This is a genomic window from Pedobacter sp. MR2016-19 (assembly GCF_014947265.1).
Lineage (GTDB): Bacteria > Bacteroidota > Bacteroidia > Sphingobacteriales > Sphingobacteriaceae > Pedobacter.
Map to the genome: position 1 here is coordinate 112,224 of NZ_JADCNK010000002.1, position 24,758 is coordinate 136,981.

A 24,758-nucleotide genomic window follows, 5' to 3' on the forward strand; every position below is an offset into this window, starting at 1 on the left:
TTTCTTTCACCGGTAAAAGTATAGTGTTTGCCGAATAATTAATAGAGTTGGTGTAAAAAGTATAGCGTATTATTGTAACAAAATGCAATTTGCGTAGACTAATTAATAAAGACCTACTCTTAAAATGAAAAAACTTTTACTATTAACCTTTATCCTAGGAATATTTTTTAACGCACATGCCCAGTTTCCCACTGGAGGATTTGGAGGAGGGGCAAAAAAATCTGCCGTTACCGGACGTATTACTGCAACTATACTAGATTCATTAACTAAAAAACCGATTGATTACGCAACGGTTTCTTTAATTAATGTAAAAGACAACAAATCTGTAAATGGTGGCGTAACCGACGAAAAAGGAAAACTAAGTTTACAGAACGTTTCTCCTGATTCATACAAATTGATGATTGGTTTTATGGGCTACAAAACAAAATCTGTTTTAGTTACCACCACGCCATCAAAACCCGATAATAATATGGGTACAATTTATATTTCATCAAGCGAAAATACACTGGCCGATGTCCAGGTTCAGGGAACCAAAGCCATTATTGAAAATAAAATTGATAGGATGGTGTATAACGCTGAGGCTGATGGAACAAATGCCGGCGGCGACGCTACTGATGTAATGCGTAAAGTACCAATGCTTTCAGTTGACCCTACAGGAAATATTCAACTTCGTGGCGGTGCTGTTCGTGTTTTAATTAATGGTAAACCTTCAGGAACAATGGCCAGTAGTGTTGCTGATGCATTAAAAATGATTCCGGCAGAGCAAATTAAAACGGTTGAAGTAATTACCAGCCCTTCTGCAAAATATGATGCTGAAGGCTCAGGAGGTATTATTAACATCATTACCAAAAAATCGAATGCTCAGGGAGTGAGTGGCTCAGTTAATGCAGCAGCAGGAACTCGCCAGAATAATGGTTCTTTTAATTTAACGGCAAAAACAGGCCGCCTAAGTGTGAATACAAGTTTGGGTACAAATTTAGCTTATCCTCAAAAATCACAAACTGAATTTATCACCAATACAACTTACCTGGATGGTACAACAAATAATATTTCGCAAAGTGGATTTTCTAAATGGAGCCGTAACGGATATAATGGTAGTGTAGGTTTGGATTACGATTTTAATGCTTATAACAATATTAGTACGACCGCAAAATTTAATAGTTTTTCTAACGGAGGTCCAAGTGAAACAAATTATTTAATCAATAATGTGGCAGCATCTAATATTGGAAATATGGACATGACTTTCAGAAACTTAGACTGGAATGTTGATTACCGTAAAACCAGTAAAAAAGAAGGAGAGGAATTCTCTGTATCGGCACAATTATCAAATGGCAGAACACCTACAAGTTTCAGTAATTTACTTACTTCAGCTGCTTTCCCATCTGGTTTGCAAACGATAAGTAATAATAACGGTAAAAATAATGAGTATACCTTTCAAACAGATTATACTTACCCGTTCAGTAAAAAAACAACTTTAGAAGTTGGTGCAAAAGCAATTTTACGCGATATACAAAGTCAGTTTGATAACACTGCTCAAGATTTTGAATATAACCAAAATGTGGGTGCAGCTTATGGTGTAATCAGTTTTGATTTAACTAAAAAATTAAAATTTAAAGGTGGAGTTAGAGCTGAGTATACCCGGATAGATTTTAATACGCAAAGCAGTGGTATTCAGAAAAATGATTATTTGAACTTATTTCCAAGTGCAATTATTTCGCAAAATTTAAAAGGTGGTGCTACGATAAAACTAAGCTACAACCGTCGCGTACAAAGACCATCTCAATCTTATTTAAATCCTTTCCGTAACGAAAGCGACCAGTTTAATATTATGCAAGGTAATCCTCAATTAAACCCCGAGCTGAGTGATAATTTAGAGTTAGGATATAATACTTTTATTAAAGGGTCGATAATTAATGCCTCAATTTTTTACCGTCGCACAGTCGGCGTAATTGAGAATTCGATTTCACCAATTACCGAAAATGGTGTAAACAAGACATTAACTTCTTATATAAATGTTGGTACTGCTCCTGTTTACGGATTTAATGTTTTTGCATCGTACAATCTTAAACCAAAATGGACTTTAATGACCAATTTTTCAGGAAACACCTATTCGGTAATGAATAACGAAACGAATGTTAATACGGGTACCTTCTTTAACTTCAACTGGTTCGTACGCTCAGCATATGGGTTTGGTAAAGGTTATAATTTTGAGTTGTTTAACGTAATAACTTCTAAAAGACGTACCTATCAAGGTGTTACAGACCCATTTTATATCTATGGTGGGTCATTCAAAAAAGAAATACTTAAGAAAAAAGGAAGTATTGGATTAGGGGTTTTAAATCCTTTTACAAAAGACCTTCACATCAAAACTGTTAATAATGCTGTTAATCAAAGAGGCACAATTTATCAAAGTCAAAACATTTATTACCCATTGCGTAACTACACAGTAAACTTTAGTTACACTTTTGGTAAACTTAAATTCACAGAGAAGAAAAAAATCAAAAACGACGATGTGAAGCAAGATCAGCAACAAGGACAGGGAAGTGGAATGGGCGGTGGCGTTCAGCAGTAAAAATCCAATCCGATTATATAATATAAGTCTTTCCGATAATTCGGGAAGACTTTTTTGCTTTAAGGGTAGTTGCTATTTGTATATAGTGTGAAATGTACAATAAGTAGGATTGTGGGTTTCTTGTTTTTGTTGTTTGGTTAATTTTGTTGAGTGTTTTGCGTTTTTAATCTAGAATCTTTGCCTGTTTTTGCAGGTAAAGGCTTTTTGTATCAAAAATTGTACGGAATTTGGCTTAGTTGATCGTGTTTTGTGCGTGTTTGTGTTTGTAAAAACCATATATTGCAATAACTAACAAATCCTTAACCTAAATAATTGTGATATGAGAAAAATCTTTACCTCACTTTTTTTTCTGTGCATTTTACTGACCGGCCTATCCACAATGGCGCAGGTAAAAACCATAACAGGAAAAATAACCGCTGTTGATGATGGAGGTCCATTACCCGGAGCAAGCGTAAAAATCAAGGGCAGTACAACAGGTACTTCTACCGATTCCAATGGTAGCTTTACCATTCAAGTGCCCTCAACTAATGCTGTACTGGTCATCAGCCTTATTGGGTATAAAACACAGGAAATTACGGTTGGCAGTAAAACCACAGTTAATGTAGGTCTGGCTTCTGATGCGCAGGATCTACAGGAAGTAAACATTTCAACTGCACTAGGAATTACCCGACAGGCTAAATCTTTAGGTTATGCTGCACAATCTGTTAAGTCTGAAGACCTGAATTATAATCACCAGCCTAACTTGCTTAATGCATTACAAGGTAAAATCGCAGGTGCTACAATTTCAAGCACAGGTGGTGGTCCCGGCCAGGGAGCAAGTATCCGGATCAGGGGAGTTAACTCAATTGATCCTAACATTTCCGGCGATCCTTTATATGTTATAGATGGGGTGCAGATTGATAACTCTACCTCTACAGTTGGAGCTAATCCCGATGGAACCGCTTATGGTTCGAGAGGGGTAACCAATAGGGCTTCAGATATTAATCCGGAGGATATTGAAACCATCAATATTTTAAAAGGAGGTGCCGCTACCGCGCTTTATGGATTAAGAGGTGCAAATGGCGTTGTGGTAATTACTACTAAAAGAGGCAAGCAGAATGGGGTAAGCGTTAATTTTAACAGTAGTTATGGTTTTGATGAAGTATTGAAATCGCCGGATGTACAAACAGAATATACCCAGGGCGTGCTGGGTGCTTATACCAACCCTCCAGGCGGAATTGGACCTGGATGGGGCCCAACCATTGCCGAAGCGAAACTGATCGATCCGACCCACCCTGATCAATTGTTCAATAACTACGACCGTGCTTTTGGTACAGGTCAGCAGGTTAAAAATTCAATTTCGGTTGCCGGAGGAAGTGAAGCGATTAAATTTTTCTCTTCTGTTTCGCAGTTATATCAAAAAGGGATGATGCCAAATACCGATAATAAAAACTTCTCTGGACGTTTAAATACAGACTTTACCATCAGCCCAAAATTTAAGGCCGCTGTAAATATGAATTTTACTAATTCTGGCGGGTATACTTACAGTGCAGACCGTTTTGGCGAAAGTTTGGCTTATTGGTCGCCGCGTTATGATGTGGCAGATTATCAGAATGCCGATGGTTCGCAAAAATACTTCGGTACCAATAATCCAATCTGGGGTACGGCAAACAACAGGTTTAAAGGCGATGTTAACCGGTTTATTGGTGGGGCAAGCCTGAGTTATGATCCTGCCAAATGGCTTAATTTTTCTTACCGTTTGGGTGTAGATACCTATAATGATAACCGTGTGCGCACTGCCCGTGGACCAATGTATGCAACTGAAGCCATGTATGATAATGCTCAGGGCTTTTATGGTGAATACAACACTAAGTTTAGAACCATTAACAGCACTGTAGTTGCCACATTAACCTCTAAACTAACGGATGATATTACCGGGACTTTAAGGCTTGGGCAAGAGCTTTACGACCGTAAATCGAAAGAGGTTGGTACTTTAGGCAGTATTCTTGGTGTGTACGATTTCTTTAATTTAGCAAATGCGGGTGTACTTACACCAACGCAGACCTTGAAACAAAAAAGACTGATTGGTTATTTTGGGGAAGCGACTTTTGATTACAAAAATTACCTTTTCTTAACCGTAACCGGAAGAAATGACATCACTTCTACGTTGCCAAAAGCGAGCAGATCGTTTTTCTATCCTTCAGCAAGTTTAAGTTATGTATTTTCCGATCAATTTAAGTTGCCTACAGTTATTAATCAGGCCAAGCTGCGTTTGTCTTATGCAAGGATAGGAAAGGATGCATCCGAGTATTCTACATTTACCGGATATTCGCCTTATACCCAGTTGCCAACCGGAACAGGTGGTTTAACCATTGCGCCAAATCTTGGCAATCCCGGTCTTCGTCCTGAGTTTACCAATACCTACGAGGCTGGTTTAGAGATGTCGTTCTTTAAAAATCGTTTAGGTTTTGATTTTACATACTATTATTCATTAAGCAAAGATCAGATCATCCAAACGCAGGTTTCTTCGGCAGTAGGTTATGTAACCAAATCAATCAATGCCGGCGATATCAGGAACAGGGGAGTTGAGCTGGTATTGAATGGTAAACCAATTGTATCAAAAGATTTCAGGTGGGATGTAAATGTTAATTTTTCGGCCAACAGAAACATGGTATTGAGTATGCCTAATGGCATATCGGAAATTGTTTACGGTACTGCCAGAGGTTATGGCAATGCCGGAGTAACGATGAAACTGATCCAGGGGCAGCCTTATGGCAATATTTATGGCAGTTATTTTAACCGTTATTATGGAAGTACCCCGGAAGATCCGATTGTACTGGATAAAAATCTTCCGTTACTGATTGGAGCAAACGGATTCCCGAGCATTTCAGGGGGCAAGCAAAAATTACTGGGTAATTCGCAGCCAAACTATATCATCGGTATGGGCAATACTTTCAAATACAAAAATTTCAGTTTAAATGTATTGTTTGATGCGCGGTTAGGATTTGAGAAATACAACTGGTTAGAGGATTTTTATTCGGCTTTCGGATTGCCTGATTATACTGCTGACAGAAGGTCGTATAAGGTATTTGATGGTGTATTAGCCAATGGAACACCAAACACGAAACAGGTATGGCTTGGACAGAATACAGTAGATGGTGTTAATTATGGAGAAGGTTATTACCGCATCTACTACCGGAACGTTTCTGAGCCTTTTGTAAGCGATGCTTCATGGGTACGTTTACGTTCTGCAAGTTTAACGTATAATTTACCGGAGAACTGGTTGCCGGCTAAATCAATCAAAAATGCTTCACTGTCCGTTACCGGAAATAATTTATGGTTGTGGACGAAATATTATGGTGTAGATCCGGAATCGAGTTCTTTCGATTCGGGTAGTAATAATGATGGCTCTGCCGGATTTACCTATCCATCTGCCCGTACAATTATGTTTACTCTTAATGTTGGTTTTTAAATAGAATTACGATGCAAAAAATTATAAAATATACATGGTGCGCAGCTTTAATTGCAACACTAGGTTTGCAGAGTTGTAAAGACGATTATTTAGATAAATTGTCTGATAATCCGAATCAGGTTCCCGTGCCAACACTCAATGCACTGTTGGCTACATCAACCTACAAAATCGGAAATAACAATTACCTTATCGGAAGTATTGTTGCTCCTTATGTGCAATATACTGCCAGTCCTTCTGCTAACGCCGCTGGTGATACCTATCAGGCAATTGATTTTAGTGCTACCTGGGATGCACTTTATTTTGCCATGGCCGATGCTAACGAAATGAAAAAACTGGCAGTTGCTCAAGGCTCCAGCGAATATAAAGGTGTGGCCGATGTAATTATTGCCTATAACCTTACCCTGGTAAACGATTTATGGGGAGATGCTCCGTTTTCGCAAGCTTTCGATATCAACAACCTTAAGCCAAAATACGACAAACAGCAGGAGGTATATAACCAGGCTATCGTACTATTGGATGAAGCCATTGCTGAACTTGCCAAAACCAATGCAACAGTTAAACTGGCCCCTACAAGCGATTTAATTTATGGAAAAACTCCTGCCACCGAAAGGGCAAACTGGTTAAAAATGGCTTATGCTTTAAAAGCCAGATTATTGAACAAAATTAGTAAAACCAGTTCTTATAATCCTACAGCAGTATTGGCAGCGCTGAGTAATTCCTTTACCACTAATGCAGATGATGCCGGCATGGCTACTTTTAAAGAGCGTAATCCATGGGCGAATGTGGCACTATCCAATTCGCAACAATCGCTGGGTGGATGGCTTTCTGAGCAATTTATTGATGCGCTAAAAGGTACAACTTTTCCAGGTGCAGAAGATCCACGTTTAGAAAAGATAACCGACAAAACGGTGAATAATACTTACATCGGAACCGTAAATGGAGCAGGTAACCGATTGCCTGGTGCAAACACCACGAAAGATGAATGTTATATTTCTAGTAACTCTCCATGGACCAGCAATACATCACCAATACTTATTGTTACCTATGCCGAGTTGAAATTTATCGAAGCTGAAGCTTATTTCGATACCGATAAAACAAAAGCCTACGCCGCTTATCTGGTTGGTATTGGTGCCAATATGGATAAATTAACGGTTTCGACTACTGCAAGAGATGCTTATCTGGCCAATCCGGTAGTTAATGTTGGTGCTGCGGCATTAACTAAAGACCTGATTTTTAAAGAAAAATATATCGCAACCTATTTAAATCCTGAAGCCTGGAACGATGCGCGCAGATATGATTATAAATATAAAGATTTTACGCTTCCCGTAAATGCCGTCTTAACCGATTTTATCCGCCGTTTGGATTATCCACAGGGTGAACGTAGTAAAAACGGGGCAAATGTTCCGGCAGATGTGGCTAGAACAACCAAACTGTGGTGGGATCAGTAACATGCTTATAAAAAACAATAATCAGAGTCCTAACTGCACATCGGTTAGGGCTTTTTTTAATTTATCTGCTCAATATTAAGTAATGAAAAAATCGCTGCTTATCCTGCTCCTGCTAATATCTGCCGCTAAAATTTTTGCGCAAAACTTTACACTGAAATCAGTTTTAAGTTATCCTTTTCCTACACAATTGGTAGCCTCGCCTGTTGGCGCTAAAATAGCTTGGGCAGCAAATGAACAGGGAAAAAGAAATATTTATACTGCTGAAGCGCCAGATTATAAAGCAATAAAAAATACCGGTTATCATGATGATGACGGGCAGGAATTAACCAGTTTATCTATTTCTGCAGATGGTAAATGGATTGTATTTGTACGTGGCGGCGATCACGGTGGCAGAGATGGCGGACCGGTTAACGCAAACTCATCTCCAATTGCACCAAAAATACAAGTGTTTGCTGTTCCATTTGGCGGTGGACAAGTTATTGCAATTGGTGAAGGAGATAACCCCGTTATTTCACCAAACAGCGAACAGGTGCTGTTTAGCAAAGCAGGTCAGGTGATGGTTGCCCCAATTGACGGATCGTTTCCGGCCAAAAACCTGTTTTATGCAAAAGGCATTAACACAGGTTACAGATGGTCGCCGGATGGGAAGAAGATTGTGTTTGTATCCAACCGGACCGATCATTCTTTTATAGGTATTTATACCGATCAGCAAACCGCAATACAGTGGCTGTTACCATCTTTTTCTAAAGATAACGCACCAGTTTGGTCACCAGATGGCCATGCGATTGCTTTTATCCGCACGGCAGGAACGGGTATTGAAACGGATTCGATTTTAACCCGAAAACATCAACCCTGGGCTATCTGGACGGTTAACGTAAATACCGGAGAAGGAAAACAGATTTGGAAAGCTCCCGAAACGATCAGGGGTTCTTATCCTTCGATTGATGGCGGAGCAAATTTGCAATGGGCCGACGGTAAGATAATATTCACTTCATATGAAGACGGTTGGCCGCACATGTATGCTGCTAATCCTGATGGATCAGGCCGTTTATTGCTTACCCCGGGTAATTTCGCGGTTGAAAATGTTAAACTGGGCAATGATAAAAAAACATTGGTGTTTGCAGCAAACACAGGTAAAGAAGCCGATGACTTAGATAGGAGGCATATTTACAAAGTATCTGTAAATAAGGCGGACATGGAGGCATTGAGTTTTGGTAAAGGTATTGAAGCCTATCCGGTAATTTCAGGAGATAACCGTACTTTTTTCTGTCTAAGTTCAACAGCAGAACGGCCGCTTTTACCTGCTGTCTTAAATGATAAAAAGGCAGTTAAACTCATCGGCGAATCACTTATCCCTAACAATTTCCCCATCAAAGAAATGGTAATTCCAAAGCACGTAAATTTCAAGGCAGCCGACGGCAATATTGTACACGGACAATTGTTTTCTCCTAAAAAAGGAACTAAAAACAAGCCAGCAATCGTATATGTTCATGGTGGTCCTCAACGGCAAATGCTTTTGGGCTGGAACCCGATGGATTATTACTCCATTGATTATGCTTTAAACCAGTACCTGGTGAATATGGGTTTTACGGTTTTATCTGTAAATTATCGTTTGGGTATTGGTTATGGTTTTGATTTTCATAAGCCATTAAATGCCGGGGCACAGGGAGCAGCAGAATATCAGGATATAAAGGCAGCAGGGGAATGGTTAGCAAATCAGAAAAATATCAATAAAAATAAAATTGGCATTTATGGAGGCTCGTATGGTGGCTACTTAACTGCACTGGCGCTTGGAAAAGATGCTAAGTTGTTTGCAGCAGGCGTAGATATCCATGGCGTAAATTATAGGTTTAGCAATCCGGGAGCCGAAGGAAAGGAGCCTGCCCCAGATGCTGCACTAGCCGCAAGTATTGCCAAATTATCATCTCCGGTGAGTTACATTAACACCTGGACATCGCCAACATTGATTATCCATGCAGATGACGACCGCAATGTTGCTTTTAATCAGAGTGTAGACCTGGCCAAAAGGTTTGAGAATAAAAAAATAGTATTCGAATTTTTGGTTATTCCGGATGATACCCACCACTGGATGAAGTTTTCTAACGGTTTAAAGGTGAGTGAGGCAACTGCCGATTTTCTTAAAAGGAAGTTAATGGATAAGAAATAGATTCTTCTGTTGCTTTTTTTGACGCGATCGTCATGCTGAATTTATTTCAGCATCTTTCCTGTTAAACCGCCTTGCTATAAAGACCCTGAAACAAGTTCAGGGTGACGACCGTTCATGCAAGGCGCCAAATAACCTAATTAAGCACATTATTAATCGAACTCAGGTTATAAGATCTTTCAAAGATCTCTCCACTCCATTATGCTTCGTCCGAGATGACGATCCTTCTATAAGGATCTGTCAATGGTTGCTTATTGAAGGACAATATTTATTAAAGACTGTTAAAGGTCTTCGACAGGCTTAGACTGACAACGTTTAAGTTGACGATTCTTCTATTTCTTTTTAATTCTTTTCAAAATCATCAGGCTTAGCGGATTAAAGGAATACCCGCTAATATTGTTTTGCAGCATCACTACAGATTGGTCGTAGAAAAGCGGAACAACAGGAGCATAATCCATTACGATCTGATCCATTTTACGGTACAGCTCAAACCTTTTTTCATTATCGGCTTCGTAATAGCTTTTTTCGAACAGCTGATCGAACTCTTTGTTGTAAAAAGCGGTGTAATTTGGTCCATAGGGAACTTTGTTTTTTGAGTAGAACATGGAAAGGAAATTCTCTCCATCGCCATAATCGGCCAGCCAGGAACCACGGAAAAAGTTTACGCTGTTTTTAGACATTAAATCCCTGAGACTGGCACTTGGGCTTACATCAATTTTAACTTTAATACCTACTGCAGTAAGCTGCCCCTGAATAAATTCGATCAGATCTTTATAAGTTGTAGTGGTGTTTAAGGTGACTTCTCCCATGCCTTTTCCTTCTGGGAAACCAGCTTCCGCTAAAAGTTTGGCAGCAAGTTTTGGGTTATAGGCATATCCCCTAACAGCCAGGCTATCAAAACCAGGCATACCTTTAGGGATAAAACCAGATGTAGCGGCAACACCAATCCCATTTCTCAGGTATTTAATCAATCGGTCACGGTCTATAGCATAATTAATGGCCTGTCTGATTTTTTTTAAGCGCAACGGCGAATTCTTCACAATTGAAAGACTGGTATCAACCAAAATACCAACATACTCGGTACACAGATACGGGCTTTTGGTCAATGTAAATTTTCCTTTGTATTTCGAGGTCATCTTCCCGCTTTTGGTCAGGATATCATCGCGGTAACTGCCATCTACGTTGTAGTAAAAATCCAGGTCTTTTTTCAGGAAACTCATAAAACCACTTTGTTTATCGGTAATGAAACTGGCTTTCAGCGCATCAAGATAGGGTAATGCCTTTCCTTTTTCATCTTTTTCAAAATAATGTTCGTTTTTTAAAAGCACCAATATTTCGCCTTCTTTCCAGTATTTAAATCTGAAAGGGCCGGTACCAACGGGATGACTCCTAAAATCTTTACCATAATGTTCTACAACTTCTTTAGGTACAACAGAGCAATATTGGGTGGTGAGCAAACTCATAAAGGGTGGGAAAGGGCGTACCAGTTTAATCTGGAAAGTAGAATCGTTCAGTGCAATAAAATTGTTTTTATCTTTTACCTTATCGCTAAAAATCCACCCACCCGATGAGGCTACTTTTGGATCAATTAACCGGTAAAAACTGTATGCAAAATCGCTTGCAATTACTTTTCGGCCTTTTCCGTTTTTAAAAATAGGATCGTCATGAAAGTAAACATCGCTGCGCAGGTTAAAAGTATAGGTAAGTGCATCTTCCGAAACCTGCCAGCTTTTGGCTATGCAGGGAAGGGTTTGCAAGGATGAATCGATCTGTACCAAACCATTAAAAATCTGGTTCGTCATCCAGATAGCATTCTGGTTGCGTGCAAAAGCCGGATCAATAGAGGTTAAACCCTGATCGAGGTTGATGTTGAATACTTTTTTGTCATGATGATCAGCATTCTCCTTACATGAAAAGAATAAGATTACACAAAAAAACCAAAATATATACTTAAATGAGCCTCTCATGCGATCAGGAATGTTATTTTTGCACAAATTAATAAATTTAATGCAGATGTCTTTTTTAAACGATTTATTTATTGGCCTCGATGAAGCTAAACAGGAAGAATTGCAGGAACGTTTAGATTTAGTGGAACACAAGATTAAATTTATGGATAAAATGCCTGTAGCCTGTATAGATACCGGTAATTATCCAGGCTATCTGTTGTCGGAAGAAATTGCATTAGCAGGAGGCATGTTAGAAACCGATATTTTAAGTGCTGTTTTTATTATTTATTATCAGCCAGGCAAAACGCTTACCGATTTAATGCGGGAAGTGCCTTCGGTATTGGATGCCGATTGGCCAGCCGTAAAAAACAACCGGATTATTCTGTTAAACGATGATGTAGAACGCGAGAGAAATGCCGAAAATGCCGTTTCCCTGATAGAAGATATTGCTGAAATGTTGCATCCGGGTTCCTTTATTTTCGGCCATGAAGGCGACAGGTGGATCAGGTTTGGCGCTTAGGATGTGAGATCTGAGACGTTAGATATGAGATTTGAGACTAAATTTGCAACGTTACAACATTCCAACTTTAAGTTTTTCAACACTTATCGGCTTAATATAATATCTATTAGATTATAACATCTGACATTACGAGTATTGCCTGGCCAGATTTATGCATCTAAAACCTTCCGCCACTCAACCTTCCATCCTTCAAACCTCTCTTATCTGGTATTCCTCTATTTTTCGGTAAAGTGTAGTTAAACCGATTCCCAATAACCTTGAAGTTTCAGTTTTGTTTCCTTTAGTATGGATAAGGACCTTTTGAATGTGCTGTTTTTCTATTTGTTGCAGGTTATAATCATTTTCTATTGGTGTAAACTCAAAGAATTCAGGTGGGAGAGCTGCAGTACTTAACACATCGCCATCTGATAAAATAACCAAACGCTCGATTACGTTTTTTAACTCACGAATATTTCCTTTCCAACTGTGTCCGCTCAATATGGATAAAATTTTATCATCCATTTTTGGTGCCGATCGATTTACCTTATTGGCAAATTCTTTCAGGTAATATGTGGCCAGTGCAGGGATGTCGGCTTTACGCTCACGTAGTGGAGGCAAGGTGATCGTGAAAACTGAAAGGCGGTAATATAGATCAGACCGGAATTTTCCTGATAGGGCATCAGCTTTTAAATCTTTATTGGTGGCTGCTAAAATCCGAACGTTTACCTGCTGTGTTTGGGTATCGCCTACTTTAATAAAAGTCTGACTTTCCAGAACACGCAACAATTTTGCCTGTAAATCGAGGTTCATCTCACCGATTTCATCCAGCAGCAAAGTACCACCATTAGCTTCTTCCAACAATCCTTTTTTGTCTTTATTGGCACCTGTGAAAGCCCCGGCTTTATATCCGAATAATTCGCTTTCCAATAAATCCGGACTAAAACCACTGCAGTTTAAGGCAACAAATGGTTTTGCGGCCCTTGGGCTTTCGTAATGGATTGATTGTGCAAAAACCTCTTTTCCTGTTCCGGTTTCACCAAGCAATAAAACGGTCGTATCGGTTGTACTTACTTTTTTTGCCAGATCAATGGCTTCCTTTAACGTTTTTGATTGACCGATAATCGTATCAAAGCTATGTTTCCTGGTGATTTTGTTTTCGAGATCGGAAACCCTGCGCTGCAGATTTGATTTATCCATCGCTTTATATAAAAGTGGAATAATTTTCTCGTTATCGTCGCCTTTTACCAGATAGTCAAATGCTCCATTTTTAATCGCCAGAACGCCATCGGCAATGGTACCATAAGCAGTAAGGTTAATAATTTCTACGTAGGGTTTTATGGCTTTGATATCTTTAACCAGCGCAACACCATTTACATCTGGAAGCTTTACATCACTGATGACAATACTAACATCATTACTTTTTAAAAGCTTTAGTCCTTCTTTTCCGGTATTGGCCTGTAAGGTTTTAAAACCTTCGAGCTCTATAATCCTGGAAAGTAAACTGCAAATTTTCTTTTCATCATCAATGATGAGGACCATCCCATTCATAGGTTAATTTTATGCTGCAATATTAACAATAAATATACCGAATAATTAACAATTGTGTTAATTGAGCTCTTTGGTCTTAGTTCGGAAGTCAACCAATCAAAGCTGAGATAAAGAATAACTTTTCAATATGGTAAAAAGCTTTTCAAAATGGTAGGATTTTGTTCATGCTTACCGAAATGTGATCTGTTTATTTAAATTTTTACATTGATAATCAGTGTTTTATTTTTCTGTTCTCCGCCCGGGTACCGCTTTTGATGATTGGCAGATATGAAATTTTATTAAAATGAACAATTCAATAATTTTTGTCAGGGTGGCAACCAGCGCAGATGCAAAATATGCAGATGAAATTGTAGCAGAAACACAAAACTCAGCATTGTTAAGAGGTTCTGGGATTGCGAAAAGAACGCCGGCTTGCGTTGTCGAAAAAATTAATGCCGGGAAAGCCGTTATCGCAGTAACTGCTGGTGGCGAATGGGTTGGTTTTTCTTATTTTGAAAGCTGGCAAAAAAATACCTTCATCTCCAATTCAGGATTAATTGTTGCTCCTAAATTCAGAAACTCAGGAGTTGCCAAAAGTATTAAAAACCGGATTTTCAGCCTCTCCCGTCGTTTGTATCCAGAAGCCAAAATATTCAGTATTACCTCTGGCGCAGCAATTATGAAAATGAATAGTCAACTGGGCTTCGAGCCTGTAACCTTCGCACAGATTACCCAGGATACTGCTTTCTGGGATGGTTGCAAAAGCTGTGTGAACTATGCTATCCTCGAAAGCAAAAATAGAAGCAACTGTTTATGCACAGCCATGCTGTTCAGTCCCGAATACATAGATCAGATTATCGCAAGTGCCGAAAATACCCTGCAATTGAAACAAAACCACAGCCTTAAAAGCATTTAATAGACCGTTATGAATACTGTAGAAAAACAACTGATCAATCATCCTGATTTAAACCAATTGTACAACGAAGCGATAGAACTTTTGTCTGCTTTAATCGCCATACCATCTTTTAGTGGCTCAGAGCAGGGTACTGCCAATGAAATAGAAGCTTATCTGGCAAAACATGGCATTAATACCATCCGCAAAAACAATAATGTATGGTGCTACAATAAGTATTTCGACCATGCAAAACCGACTATTCTGCTCAATTCGCACCATGATACGGTAAAGCCGAATGAGCAATATACATTAAATCCCTTCCAGGCCACTATCTACGACGAAAAAATACATGGCTTAGGCAGTAACGATGCGGGCGCTTCGCTGGTATCGCTTATTTCCACCTTTATTTATTTTTATGAATCGACTGATCTTGCTTTTAATTTATGTTTGGCAGCCACCGGAGAAGAGGAAAATTCGGGTTTAAATGGCATCAGGAGTATTTTGGATGACCTTAAACCCATTTCTTTTGCCATAGTTGGCGAGCCAACAGGCATGCAAATGGCTATTGCCGAAAAAGGCTCGATGGTAATTGATTGTGTAGCCAAAGGCCGGTCAGGACATGCCGCAAGAGATGAAGGCGATAACGCCATTTACAAAGCCATCAGGGATATCGATTGGTTTTCACATTTTCAGTTTCCGATTGAAGACCATTTGCCTGCTCCGGTAAAAATGACCGTTACACAAATAAATGCAGGTTTGCAGCATAATATTATACCTGGAGAATGCCATTTTACGGTTGATATCCGTTTCGATCATAATTATACCCCACGGGAGATCCTGAATGTCGTCATCAACCATACCTTGTGCAGTTTTAACGTCCGTCCTAATGTGCTCAGTCCTTCAAACATCGACGTTTTACATCCGCTGGTAGTGGCAGGACAAAAGCTAGGCAGAAAAACCTATATTTCCCCTACCAGTTCCGATCAGGGCTGGCTGACGATGCCTTCTGTAAAAATGGGGCCTGGAGAATCGGCCAGATCACATACTGCAGATGAGTTTGTCCTGATTGAAGAAATTGAAGAAGGAATAAGCATTTACATCCGTCTGCTCGAATCTGTTTTTAAAGGATTGTAAATCGGAGAAACGCCATTTTTTGTACCTTTTTCGTTTCGGAGGCACTAAAGTAAAAGCTTTTTGAGCATATTTGAATTTCGCAAAACAAATAATATGTTCAAAAGATTAACTGCCATATTCACACTATGTTTACCGGTAATGTTCTGTGCGGCGCAACAAGTTCGCCCGGCAAAATCTTCAGAGATTTATAGAGAACTCAAAACCTTAAAACACCTGCCTAAGGTTTTATATTTAGCGGCCCATCCCGATGATGAAAATACAGGTTTACTTTCGTGGTTAATTAACGATCAAAATGTAGAGACAGCTTATTTATCCCTTACCAGGGGAGATGGCGGGCAAAACCTTTTGGGTACCGAACAAGGTGCGGCATTGGGCCTGATCAGAACACACGAACTTTTGGAAGCCCGTAGATTAGATGGTGCGCAACAATTTTTCACCAGGGCAATTGATTTTGGCTTTTCTAAGAATACCAATGATACTTTTAAACAGTGGGATGCCGATAGCATTACTGCAGATGTGGTTTGGGTGATCAGAAAATTCAGACCCGATGTGATTATCTGCCGTTTCCCGCCAACTGCTGCTGCGGGGCACGGACAACACGCAGCTTCTGCAGTTGTTGCCGAAAAAGCATTTAAGGCTGCTGCCGATAAAAATATGTTTCCCAATCAGCTGAAGTATGTTTCTGTTTGGCAGCCAAAAAGATTGTTATGGAATACCTTTAGGTTTGGTTCAGTTAATACCACAGCAGAAAATCAATTAAAGGCAACTGTTGGACAGTATGATGCCCAGTTGGGCATGGGTTATGGCGAGTTGGCCGGTTTAAGCCGAAGTTTGCATAAAAGTCAGGGGGCAGGAACACAATCGGTGGCCGGTGTACGTTCTGAATATTTTACCAATGTTTTGGGCGATCCAGCCAAGAGAACTCTTTTTGATGGGTTAAACATGAACTGGTCAGATAAAGGCATAGCCGATATTGATGAACTGATTGATATTGTTTTGTTATCTTTTAATTACAACCAGCCTGATAAAAGCCTGCATGGGCTATTGATGCTCAGAAAGAAAATTGCAGAATTACAGGATGTAGCATTGAGAAAAGATAAACTTGCTGCTATCGATCACATCATTTTAAGCAGTGCAGGTTTTATGGGCGAGGTGGTCACAAACCAGCCTGAAGCTATAGCAGGCAATGGATATAATTTCCGTTTAAATTTAATTTCGAGATCAGCCACTCCGGTAACGTTAGAACGTGTAAACTGGTTAAACCAAACGGATAACCTGAACAGGAGTCTATCTAACGATTCTCTGATCACCATTGAACGTAAAATTCAGATTCCAGTCGATGCAGCACTTACCGAGCCTTATTGGTTGGCAAAACCAGCAAAAGATGCTGCGACTTTTAGTGTTGCCAACGATACCTTAATCGGATTACCAGAAATGCAATCGCCTATTAATGTGTTATTGTCACTAAAGATTGAAAATGAAAAATTTGAGATCAAACTGCCCTTATCTTATAAAAAATTAGATCCTGTTAAAGGTGATGTGGTAGAAGCCCTGAGGATTATTCCACCACTTGATTTGAGTTTTGCCGAGCCTGTTTATTTTGCTAAAGAAAAAGAAGCATTAAGTGTCACACTCCGTTTAAAAGCAAACAAAAATATCAACTACGGTAAGGTGAGTTTTAAGATCGGTAATCAGGTGATAAAAACCTTCCAGGGGATCAATTTGCCAGAAAATACCATCACTACCAAAGATTTTCTGATCCCGGTTGAGGATCTGGCCAAAATAAAAGCCAGTCAGAATAAGCTTGAAGCAGTTTTTTCGTCAGAAGCGAACGAATATTCCAAAGGACAGATATTAATTCAGTATCCGCATTTGCCAACCCTGCAGTATTTTGTTCCGGCAACAACCTGGTTGATTAAGGGAGATGTAAAGGTACTGGCAAAAAAAGTTGGATATATTGAAGGGGCAGGAGACCTGATTCCCGAGTTTTTAAGACAGGCGGGTTTACAGGTAGATGTACTGACAGAAGCGGATATCCTAAGCCCTGCAAAACTGGCTACTTACGATGCTGTGGTAACAGGTGTAAGGGTAATCAATACCGAAAAAAGGATTAAAAACTGGCAAACTGCTTTGCGTAGTTATGTAGAAAATGGCGGAACCATTGTAATGCAGTATAATACCACACAGGACATGGCCTTACAGGATTTCGGGGTTTATCCATTCTCGATTAGTGGCAAGAGGGTCACCGAAGAAAATGCGGAGGTTAAATTCTTGAATCCTAACCATAAACTTTTAAATTATCCGAATAAAATCACTGCCGAGGATTTTAAAGGCTGGGTGCAGGAGCGTGGAGCTTATTTCCCTGATAAATGGGATGCCAAATATGACCCCCTTTTTGAGATGCACGATACCGGTGAAGAGCCGCTTCAAGGATCTACCTTGTATGCAAAATATGGCAAGGGAAATTTCATTTATACGCCTCTGGCATTTTTTAGACAATTGCCCGCCGGAAATGTTGGCGCAGCCAGGTTGTTCTTTAATTTTTTATCGGCCGGGAAATAGAAGATAACTAAAAGCCGCAAACAATGAAAATTGGTTTCTTTTATTTAAATTTGATATATGGACACTATGCGAATTAACATATTAAACCCAAAAGCTACTAAGTTATTGAAAGACTTAGCTGCTTTAAAGCTTATTGCTATTCAAGATGTTTCCAAAAATGGATTTGCAGAGGTATTGAAAAAACTACGTTCCAAATCTCAAACCATCCCTACATTCGAAGAAATAACAAATGAAGTAGAGTTGGTTAGAGCTAAACGTTATGCGAAATCTGAAAAGTAGGATCATTCTAGATACTAATCTTTGGATTAGCTTTCTAATCTCAAAAGATTTTTCCAGGCTTGATGAAATAATTTTCTCGAAAAAGAGCATTTTAATCTTTAGCCAAGAACTATTAGAAGAATTTCTTGAAGTTGTTAAGCGCCCAAAGTTTAGGCGTTATTTTGCTCAAACAGACATTGAAGAATTACTTGAAACTATAGATGAATATGGAGAATTCATTGTAGTCAAATCTAGAATTGAAATTTGTCGGGATGCAAAGGACAATTTTTTACTTTCACTCGCAGTTGATGGGAAAGCTGACTTCTTATTAACCGGAGATCAGGATTTATTGATGATAGAAAAGATCGGCAATACAAATATTAAAACAATTTCATCATTTTTTGAAGATGAGGTTAACAAAATATAACGGATCAGGAGCTTTTGAATGTCGTTGTTGTTTTGTGATCTGATTTTTCAGAATGTTGTCCTTAAAAATGAAAAATCAATTCAAAAACTGGAATAACTGGTATATCCTTTTGGCAATTGCGCTGGTATTTCAGATTGTATTTTATTACCTGTTTACTAAATTCTGGGCATGAGTAATATCGATTGGGCTGTACTGATATTTACTTTACTTGCTGTGGTAACCTATGGCGTTTTTATTGGTCGCGGGCAGAAAAGCAATGCATCCTATTTAAAGGCCGATAATAAAATGCCATGGTACATTGTGCTATTAGGGATTATGGCTACACAGGCCAGTGCCATTACTTTTTTATCGGCACCCGGGCAAGCTTATACAGATGGGATGCGCTTCGTGCAATATTATTTTGGACTGCCTTTGGCGATGATTGTAATCTGCATTACTTTCATCCCGATTTTTCAACGGTTAAATGTATATACAGCCTACGAATATCTGGAAAACCGTTTTGATAAAAAGACAAGGGTTTTAACTTCATTGCTATTTTTGTTCTCGCGGGGATTATCAACTGGTATTAGTATTTATGCACCAAGTATTATCCTCTCGAGTGTTTTAAACTGGAATATTTACCTAACCAATATCCTTACCGGTGGAATTCTATTGATTTATACTTATGTAGGTGGCGCAAAAGCAATTGCACATACACAAAAACTACAGTTTTTAATTATCCTGGGTACCATGGCCTTCGCCGGATACCTTTTGGTGCAGCATATGCCTAATGGAATCGGATTTAAAGACGCGCTTTACCTCGCCGGAAAATCGGGTAAGTTGAATGTGATTACCACCGAATTTGATTGGAAGGATAAATACAATATCTGGAGTGGTTTAATTGGAGGGTTTTTTCTCGCACTTTCTTACTTCGGCACAGATCAGAGCCAGGTGGGAAGATACATTACTGCGAAAGACAATACCAATGCTAAAATGGGATTACTGCTGAATGGACTGGTTAAAATTCCGATGCAGTTTGCTATCCTCTTAATCGGTGCGTTATTGTTTGCTTTCTTCTCATTAAAGCCAGCACCGATTTATTTCAATGAACGTTCCTACCAGTATTTAAAAGAAACTCAGCCTCAGCAAGCCGCAGCTTTCGAAAAGGAACACGATGCTTTAGCGGAGAAATTTAACCAGCAATCAAAAAATATTCTTGAAGAAAAGGAAAAGCAATTACCATCGCTAAATTCTTCGATAGAAAAATTTAAATCGACGCAAAAACAGGTGAAAGAGCTGCATGGCAGGGTAGAAGAGGCCATCAACAAATCGAATTACAATGCAGAGAAAACCGATACCAATTATATCTTTTTATACTTTGTAAAAAATACCCTTCCGGTTGGAATGATCGGCCTGCTTTTCGCAGTTATCTTTTTGGCCAGTTGGGGCTCTATTTCAGCTGCGTTAAATTCGCTGGCTGCCTGTTCTTTAAAAGATATACACCTCATTTTTGTTAAAAAAGAGGTAGACGACGAAACCGAACTAAAATATAGCCGTTTGCATACTTTAGCCTGGGGCATTTTTTCAATAGCTGTTGCCATGTTTGCTACACAAATGGGCTCGCTAATAGAAGCTGTTAATGTACTGGGTTCACTTTTCTACGGACCAATTCTTGGTATTTTTTTAGTAGCATTTTATTTTAAAAAGATAAACGGACCTATTGTATTTATTTCGGCGATCTTGTCCGAAATTGTCGTTGTCGCTGTCTATGAGTTCGATATTGTTTCATTCCTTTGGCTCAATGTAATAGGTGCAGCAACCGTGATTATGTTCTCGATAATTGGCCTCTTGTTTACTAACCCCAAAACCATAGCCGACAGATAAAGTTAATTTTTACGTGCATCAGATATTGAATTGCCGAGTACAAGCCTAAAATGTAATACCTTTATTTTCGACAAAATAGATAACGCTCAATATGAACGAAGCTTGGGTTGATAGATGGAATGACCGATACAGTACTGATTAGTTTGCTTATGGCGAACAACCGAATAACTATTTAAAAGAGCAGTTGGTGCAACTCGAGACCGGAACAATACTTTTTCCGGCAGAAGGCGAAGGCAGAAATGCTGTTTTTGCAGCTAAACTCGGTTGGGAGGTTTCGGCCTTTGATATCAGTATTGAAGGAAAGAACAAAGCACTTCAACTCGCAGAAAACAATAACGTTAGCATTGATTACAAGGTGGGCGAACTTCAGGAGCTGGACTATAAAGCTGAACAGTTTGATATCATTGCCTTAATTTATGCTCACTTTCCATCGGCAATTAAATCAACCTACCACAAAACACTAAGCAATTATTTACGCAAGGGCGGTTTGCTTATTTTCGAAGCTTTTAGCAGGCAACATCTTGATTATCTTGCCAAAAATGAAAAAGTTGGTGGACCAAAAGAAATTGATATGTTATTTTCGATCGAAGAAATAAGAGCCGATTTCGAAAATTATGAGATTATTGTACTGGAAGAAAAAGAAATTGAACTGAATGAGGGTTTGTTTCATAACGGCCTGGGCTCAGTAATCAGATTTGTTGGAAGAAAGAAATAATACAGCTCAATCTATAACGCAGAGACAGTAAATTTTTGCTGAATTTTTTTCGACACTAGCATTATAGTTTTTATCAACCTAAAGCCATAAATTCGTAAAATCAAAAACAACAAAAACAGATAAATATAATTCTATGAAAACGATGATTAAATCAATCGCGTTGCTATTTACAGCAATTACCGTTTCTGTAAGTGCAATGGCACAAGATGCACAGCCTAAACCAAGTCCTGCAGCAACTGCAACAGGAAAAGTTAAAGGTGCAACCATTACTATCAACTACAGCAGTCCGGCAGTAAAAGGACGTAAAATCTGGGGCGGTTTAGAAGCCTTTGATAAAGTGTGGCGCGCAGGTGCAAACGAGGCTACTACTTTCGAAACCGATAAAGATATCGTGGTAGAAGGTAAACCTTTGGCGGCAGGAAAATACAGCTTCTTTTTAATCCCTAAAGAAAGCGGAACCTGGACAGCTATTTTTAACAAAGAACCAAAACAATGGGGTGCTTACAAATACGAAGAAGCTAAAGATGCTTTGCGTGTTGATGTTAAAACCAAAGCCTTAAAAGCTACACAAGAGCGTTTAGTTTATAAAATTACCAAAAGCGGATTCGCTTTAGAATGGGATAAAATTTCTGTTCCGGTTACTATTAAATAGCAAGATAAATTATTGTCGAGCCGTTCCAGTTTAAAAATTGGAACGGCTTTTTTTATGTATCTCCTCGAAGAATCGTCATTTCGAGCGGAGTGTAACGCAGTCGAGAAATCTGCCTAGATAAGATCTAAGCAGGCAGATTCAGTACCCATAAATCTCTCAATAAGAAGTCGTCATTGCAAGGGGGGCTTTTTCAGCCGACAGTTTGGACCGATTTTCGGGGAAGCAATTTTAATTTGAAATCTATTTTTCAATAAGCCAATATCGAAAATGGCTTTTAGGAAAGGAAGGGCTTTTGGTTCTTGGCGGTTTGCAGTCCCGCCATCCGCTATAGCTCCGATAGAAAAAATCGGGAGCCGCCGCTGCTGTCGGGTTTACGAACTAAGTTGCTGTGTAATACAACACTATAAATGAAATACTGCTATAGGCATCAGCTCTGGTTGAAGCGTTTTTTTGCATGGATTTTCGGCCTTGTTTGTAAAGAACCTAACACATAATATCAACTTCATGTTAAAATGTTATTTTAGACCGAATTACAAACCAGCACCCTATAATGAAGTTTCCCATTAAATTATTGGCTTTATTGCCGCTTCTTTCATTAAACGTTTTAGCACAACAAAAATCACAGATGTTTTCTGTTAAAACGGCAAAGCCTGTAGATCAGGTAAACGTATTTTTAGGATCTTCTGCCGATCATGGGCAGATGTCGCCGGCTGCATCGGCTCCTTTTAGCATGTTGAGCATTGGTCCTCAAACTTATCCTAAAACACATACTGGTTACGAATACCTCGCCAGGAAATTTGAAGGTTTTACCCACAACCGGTTCGAAGGCGTGGGTTGTCAGGGTTCGGGTGGTAATATTTTCATCAAACCATTTTTAGGCAGTGATCCGGCGAAGTCGGAACTGATTAAGGTTTCTGAAAAAGCTAGTCCGGGATATTATGAAGTTGGTTTTGAAAATAAAATTAAAGCCAGTTTTACCGTATTGGGCAAAGCCGGGAAGCATGCCTATCAATTTCCAAAAGGCGACAAAGGTTTTTATCTCGATTTGGGTTATGCTTTTAATGGTGCTTTTGTAGCCGAATCGCACGAGGTAAATGGTAATGCCCTAAGTGGATGGATTACCTCGAAAACAACCTGTGGAGCAGGTAAATATAAGTTGTTTTATTATATGGAAATCGGCGATAATGTATCGTGGAAAGTATTAGACGATCATAAAATGATGGCCATGCTCAAAGGAGAACTGACCTCCGTGGGAATCAACGTTGCACTTTCGTCGGTAAGTGTCGAGGCTGCAAAAGCTTCTCTCAATAAAAATCCGTTCAATGCCGTAAAAGAACAAAGCAAAGCCGATTGGAATACAAATCTCTCTAAAATTGCTGTAAATGGCGACCTGGAAAGTGCAAAGTTATTCTACTCACTTTTATATCGTACCATGCAGTCGCCTTATGTGGTTTCTGAGGCAGACGGAACCTACCGCAATACAAAAGGCGAAATTCAGAAAGATAAAGAAATTCGCTACAATGGCTGGGCCATTTGGGATAATTACCGGACGCAATTACCCTTGCTTTCGTTAATTGAGCAAGATAGGTATGCCGGAATGGTGAGTTCTATTGCCGATCTGTATAATTCGGGCAAAAAAGATTACGCCGGTCAGAATGAGCCATCAAATACAGTACGCTCTGAACATGCTATAGTGGTTTTGCTTGATGCCTATCGAAAAGGTTATCCGGTAGATTTTAATAAGATTGCCGATTCGCTAGTGAAAGAAGTAAATGGGCTGAATTATAAATCTCCGGATAAAGCTTTAGAATCGAGTTATGATAACTGGGCCTTAGCAGAAATCTTTAAGATTTTAAAGAATAAAGAAAAATCTGATTTTTATCTCAATAAAGCACTTGAATACAAGAAATATTGGAACAAAGACTTTAAAGACATGAGCAAAAATGATGTTGACCGTATGCAGGCCCGTGGTTTATACCAAGGCACCATCTGGCAATATCGATGGTTTGTGCCTTACGATTTTAAAGGATTAATTGACCTGGACGGGGGAGAGGAATCTTATCTGGCAAAACTGGATGAATTTTTTGCCCGCGATTTATACAACCATGCCAATGAACCCGATTTGCAGGTACCGTTGATGTATAATATAACCAGGTCTGGTTATAAATCGCAGTATTGGATGCATCAATTGGCAGCTGATACGGTAATCCAGAATTATTTTAACGATAACAGCCGCGGAATCGGTAGTTATATCGGTAAAATTTACAGAAACCAGCCACATGCTTATTTGCGTACGATGGACGATGATGCTGGTGCGATGAGTGCCTGGTATGTGTTTGCAGCAAGTGGTTTTTCTCCTGCCTGCGTAGGGTGGTCGATTTATTATTTAAATGTACCTTTATTTCCATCTTTAAGTTATAACCTGCCAAAAGGGAAAACTTTTACCATCGAAACGGAAAATTTTGGTTCAAAGAATAAATACATAAAGGAAGTTTTTCTTAACGGAAAGCCTTTTAAAAAGAATTTTATCACACAAGAGGATATCAATGCAGGGGGAGTGCTGAAAATTATTGCTTCGGCCGCTCCGGTTAAAATTTCGGATACGGAAAACTGGATTTCGAATCTTGAAAAATAATTTAAAAAAT

Annotated in this window: 16 protein-coding genes; 14 read left to right on the plus strand and 2 right to left on the minus strand. The window is 39.2% G+C overall.

The window, feature by feature from the left end:
* Positions 1–124: 124 nt before the first annotated feature.
* The 4 genes from IM793_RS02815 (at position 125) to IM793_RS02830 (ending at position 9,638) form a co-directional block, all read left to right on the plus strand.
* Entirely contained in the window at positions 125–2,572 is a 2,448-nt protein-coding gene (locus IM793_RS02815; protein WP_193419648.1) for a TonB-dependent receptor domain-containing protein, read from the plus strand.
* Positions 2,573–2,891: 319 nt separating this feature from the next.
* Positions 2,892–6,023, plus strand: a complete 3,132-nt coding sequence (locus IM793_RS02820; RefSeq protein WP_193419649.1) for a SusC/RagA family TonB-linked outer membrane protein — start codon at positions 2,892–2,894, stop codon at positions 6,021–6,023.
* A gap of 11 nt (positions 6,024–6,034) precedes the next feature.
* Positions 6,035–7,471, plus strand: a complete 1,437-nt coding sequence (locus IM793_RS02825) for a SusD/RagB family nutrient-binding outer membrane lipoprotein (protein WP_193419650.1) — start codon at positions 6,035–6,037, stop codon at positions 7,469–7,471.
* 82 nt (positions 7,472–7,553) lie between these two features.
* A complete protein-coding gene (locus IM793_RS02830) occupies positions 7,554–9,638 on the plus strand; it encodes a prolyl oligopeptidase family serine peptidase (protein WP_193419651.1) in 2,085 nt (694 codons plus the stop codon).
* Between the two features lie 329 nt (positions 9,639–9,967).
* Here IM793_RS02830 and IM793_RS02835 read toward each other — a convergent pair whose 3' ends face one another.
* Entirely contained in the window at positions 9,968–11,602 is a 1,635-nt protein-coding gene (locus IM793_RS02835; RefSeq protein WP_193419652.1) for an ABC transporter substrate-binding protein, read from the minus strand.
* 46 nt (positions 11,603–11,648) lie between these two features.
* Here IM793_RS02835 and IM793_RS02840 point away from each other — a divergent pair, with 46 nt between their 5' ends.
* On the plus strand, positions 11,649–12,101 hold the full coding sequence (locus tag IM793_RS02840) for a hypothetical protein (RefSeq protein WP_193419653.1): 453 nt from the start codon (positions 11,649–11,651) through the stop codon (positions 12,099–12,101).
* Between the two features lie 189 nt (positions 12,102–12,290).
* Here IM793_RS02840 and IM793_RS02845 read toward each other — a convergent pair whose 3' ends face one another.
* The gene (locus IM793_RS02845; protein WP_193419654.1) at positions 12,291–13,628 is read right to left on the minus strand and encodes a sigma-54 dependent transcriptional regulator; all 1,338 of its coding nucleotides are present in this window, start codon (positions 13,626–13,628) and stop codon (positions 12,291–12,293) included.
* A gap of 283 nt (positions 13,629–13,911) precedes the next feature.
* Between IM793_RS02845 and IM793_RS02850 the strand changes: the two genes are divergently transcribed.
* The 9 genes from IM793_RS02850 to IM793_RS02890 all read left to right on the plus strand — a co-directional run bounded on the left by IM793_RS02850 (position 13,912) and on the right by IM793_RS02890 (position 24,748).
* Positions 13,912–14,523 (plus strand): N-acetyltransferase, encoded by a 612-nt coding sequence (locus tag IM793_RS02850; protein ID WP_227256115.1) that lies wholly within the window; start codon positions 13,912–13,914, stop codon positions 14,521–14,523.
* A gap of 9 nt (positions 14,524–14,532) precedes the next feature.
* Complete coding sequence (locus IM793_RS02855) at positions 14,533–15,636, plus strand: M20/M25/M40 family metallo-hydrolase (RefSeq protein WP_193419655.1); 1,104 nt, start codon at positions 14,533–14,535, stop codon at positions 15,634–15,636.
* A 93-nt stretch (positions 15,637–15,729) separates the two neighbouring features.
* The gene (locus IM793_RS02860) at positions 15,730–18,198 is read left to right on the plus strand and encodes a PIG-L family deacetylase (protein ID WP_193419656.1); all 2,469 of its coding nucleotides are present in this window, start codon (positions 15,730–15,732) and stop codon (positions 18,196–18,198) included.
* 57 nt (positions 18,199–18,255) lie between these two features.
* Positions 18,256–18,477, plus strand: coding sequence for a hypothetical protein (locus IM793_RS02865; protein ID WP_121282195.1), 222 nt, complete (start codon positions 18,256–18,258; stop codon positions 18,475–18,477).
* Positions 18,458–18,883, plus strand: a complete 426-nt coding sequence (locus tag IM793_RS02870) for a putative toxin-antitoxin system toxin component, PIN family (protein ID WP_193419657.1) — start codon at positions 18,458–18,460, stop codon at positions 18,881–18,883. The genes IM793_RS02865 and IM793_RS02870 overlap by 20 nt, the downstream gene beginning before the upstream one ends.
* 168 nt (positions 18,884–19,051) lie before the next feature.
* On the plus strand, positions 19,052–20,746 hold the full coding sequence (locus IM793_RS02875; protein WP_193419658.1) for a sodium:solute symporter: 1,695 nt from the start codon (positions 19,052–19,054) through the stop codon (positions 20,744–20,746).
* A 187-nt stretch (positions 20,747–20,933) separates the two neighbouring features.
* Complete coding sequence (locus tag IM793_RS02880; RefSeq protein ID WP_370629755.1) at positions 20,934–21,461, plus strand: class I SAM-dependent methyltransferase; 528 nt, start codon at positions 20,934–20,936, stop codon at positions 21,459–21,461.
* Positions 21,462–21,594: 133 nt separating this feature from the next.
* Positions 21,595–22,113 carry a DUF2911 domain-containing protein gene (locus IM793_RS02885; protein ID WP_121282198.1) on the plus strand — a complete coding sequence of 173 codons (519 nt, stop codon included), beginning with the start codon at positions 21,595–21,597 and terminating at the stop codon, positions 22,111–22,113.
* A gap of 550 nt (positions 22,114–22,663) precedes the next feature.
* Entirely contained in the window at positions 22,664–24,748 is a 2,085-nt protein-coding gene (locus IM793_RS02890) for a glycoside hydrolase domain-containing protein (protein WP_193419659.1), read from the plus strand.
* The last annotated feature ends 10 nt before the right edge of the window (positions 24,749–24,758 follow it).

Coding starts and splice junctions, on each gene's coding strand:
- IM793_RS02815 (WP_193419648.1), top strand. CDS start 125: ATGAAAAAACTTTTACTATTAACCTTTATCCTAGGAATATTTTTTAAC.
- IM793_RS02820 (WP_193419649.1), top strand. CDS start 2,892: ATGAGAAAAATCTTTACCTCACTTTTTTTTCTGTGCATTTTACTGACC.
- IM793_RS02825 (WP_193419650.1), top strand. CDS start 6,035: ATGCAAAAAATTATAAAATATACATGGTGCGCAGCTTTAATTGCAACA.
- IM793_RS02830 (WP_193419651.1), top strand. CDS start 7,554: ATGAAAAAATCGCTGCTTATCCTGCTCCTGCTAATATCTGCCGCTAAA.
- IM793_RS02835 (WP_193419652.1), bottom strand. CDS start 11,602: ATGAGAGGCTCATTTAAGTATATATTTTGGTTTTTTTGTGTAATCTTA.
- IM793_RS02840 (WP_193419653.1), top strand. CDS start 11,649: ATGTCTTTTTTAAACGATTTATTTATTGGCCTCGATGAAGCTAAACAG.
- IM793_RS02845 (WP_193419654.1), bottom strand. CDS start 13,628: ATGAATGGGATGGTCCTCATCATTGATGATGAAAAGAAAATTTGCAGT.
- IM793_RS02850 (WP_227256115.1), top strand. CDS start 13,912: ATGAACAATTCAATAATTTTTGTCAGGGTGGCAACCAGCGCAGATGCA.
- IM793_RS02855 (WP_193419655.1), top strand. CDS start 14,533: ATGAATACTGTAGAAAAACAACTGATCAATCATCCTGATTTAAACCAA.
- IM793_RS02860 (WP_193419656.1), top strand. CDS start 15,730: ATGTTCAAAAGATTAACTGCCATATTCACACTATGTTTACCGGTAATG.
- IM793_RS02865 (WP_121282195.1), top strand. CDS start 18,256: ATGGACACTATGCGAATTAACATATTAAACCCAAAAGCTACTAAGTTA.
- IM793_RS02870 (WP_193419657.1), top strand. CDS start 18,458: ATGCGAAATCTGAAAAGTAGGATCATTCTAGATACTAATCTTTGGATT.
- IM793_RS02875 (WP_193419658.1), top strand. CDS start 19,052: ATGAGTAATATCGATTGGGCTGTACTGATATTTACTTTACTTGCTGTG.
- IM793_RS02885 (WP_121282198.1), top strand. CDS start 21,595: ATGAAAACGATGATTAAATCAATCGCGTTGCTATTTACAGCAATTACC.
- IM793_RS02890 (WP_193419659.1), top strand. CDS start 22,664: ATGAAGTTTCCCATTAAATTATTGGCTTTATTGCCGCTTCTTTCATTA.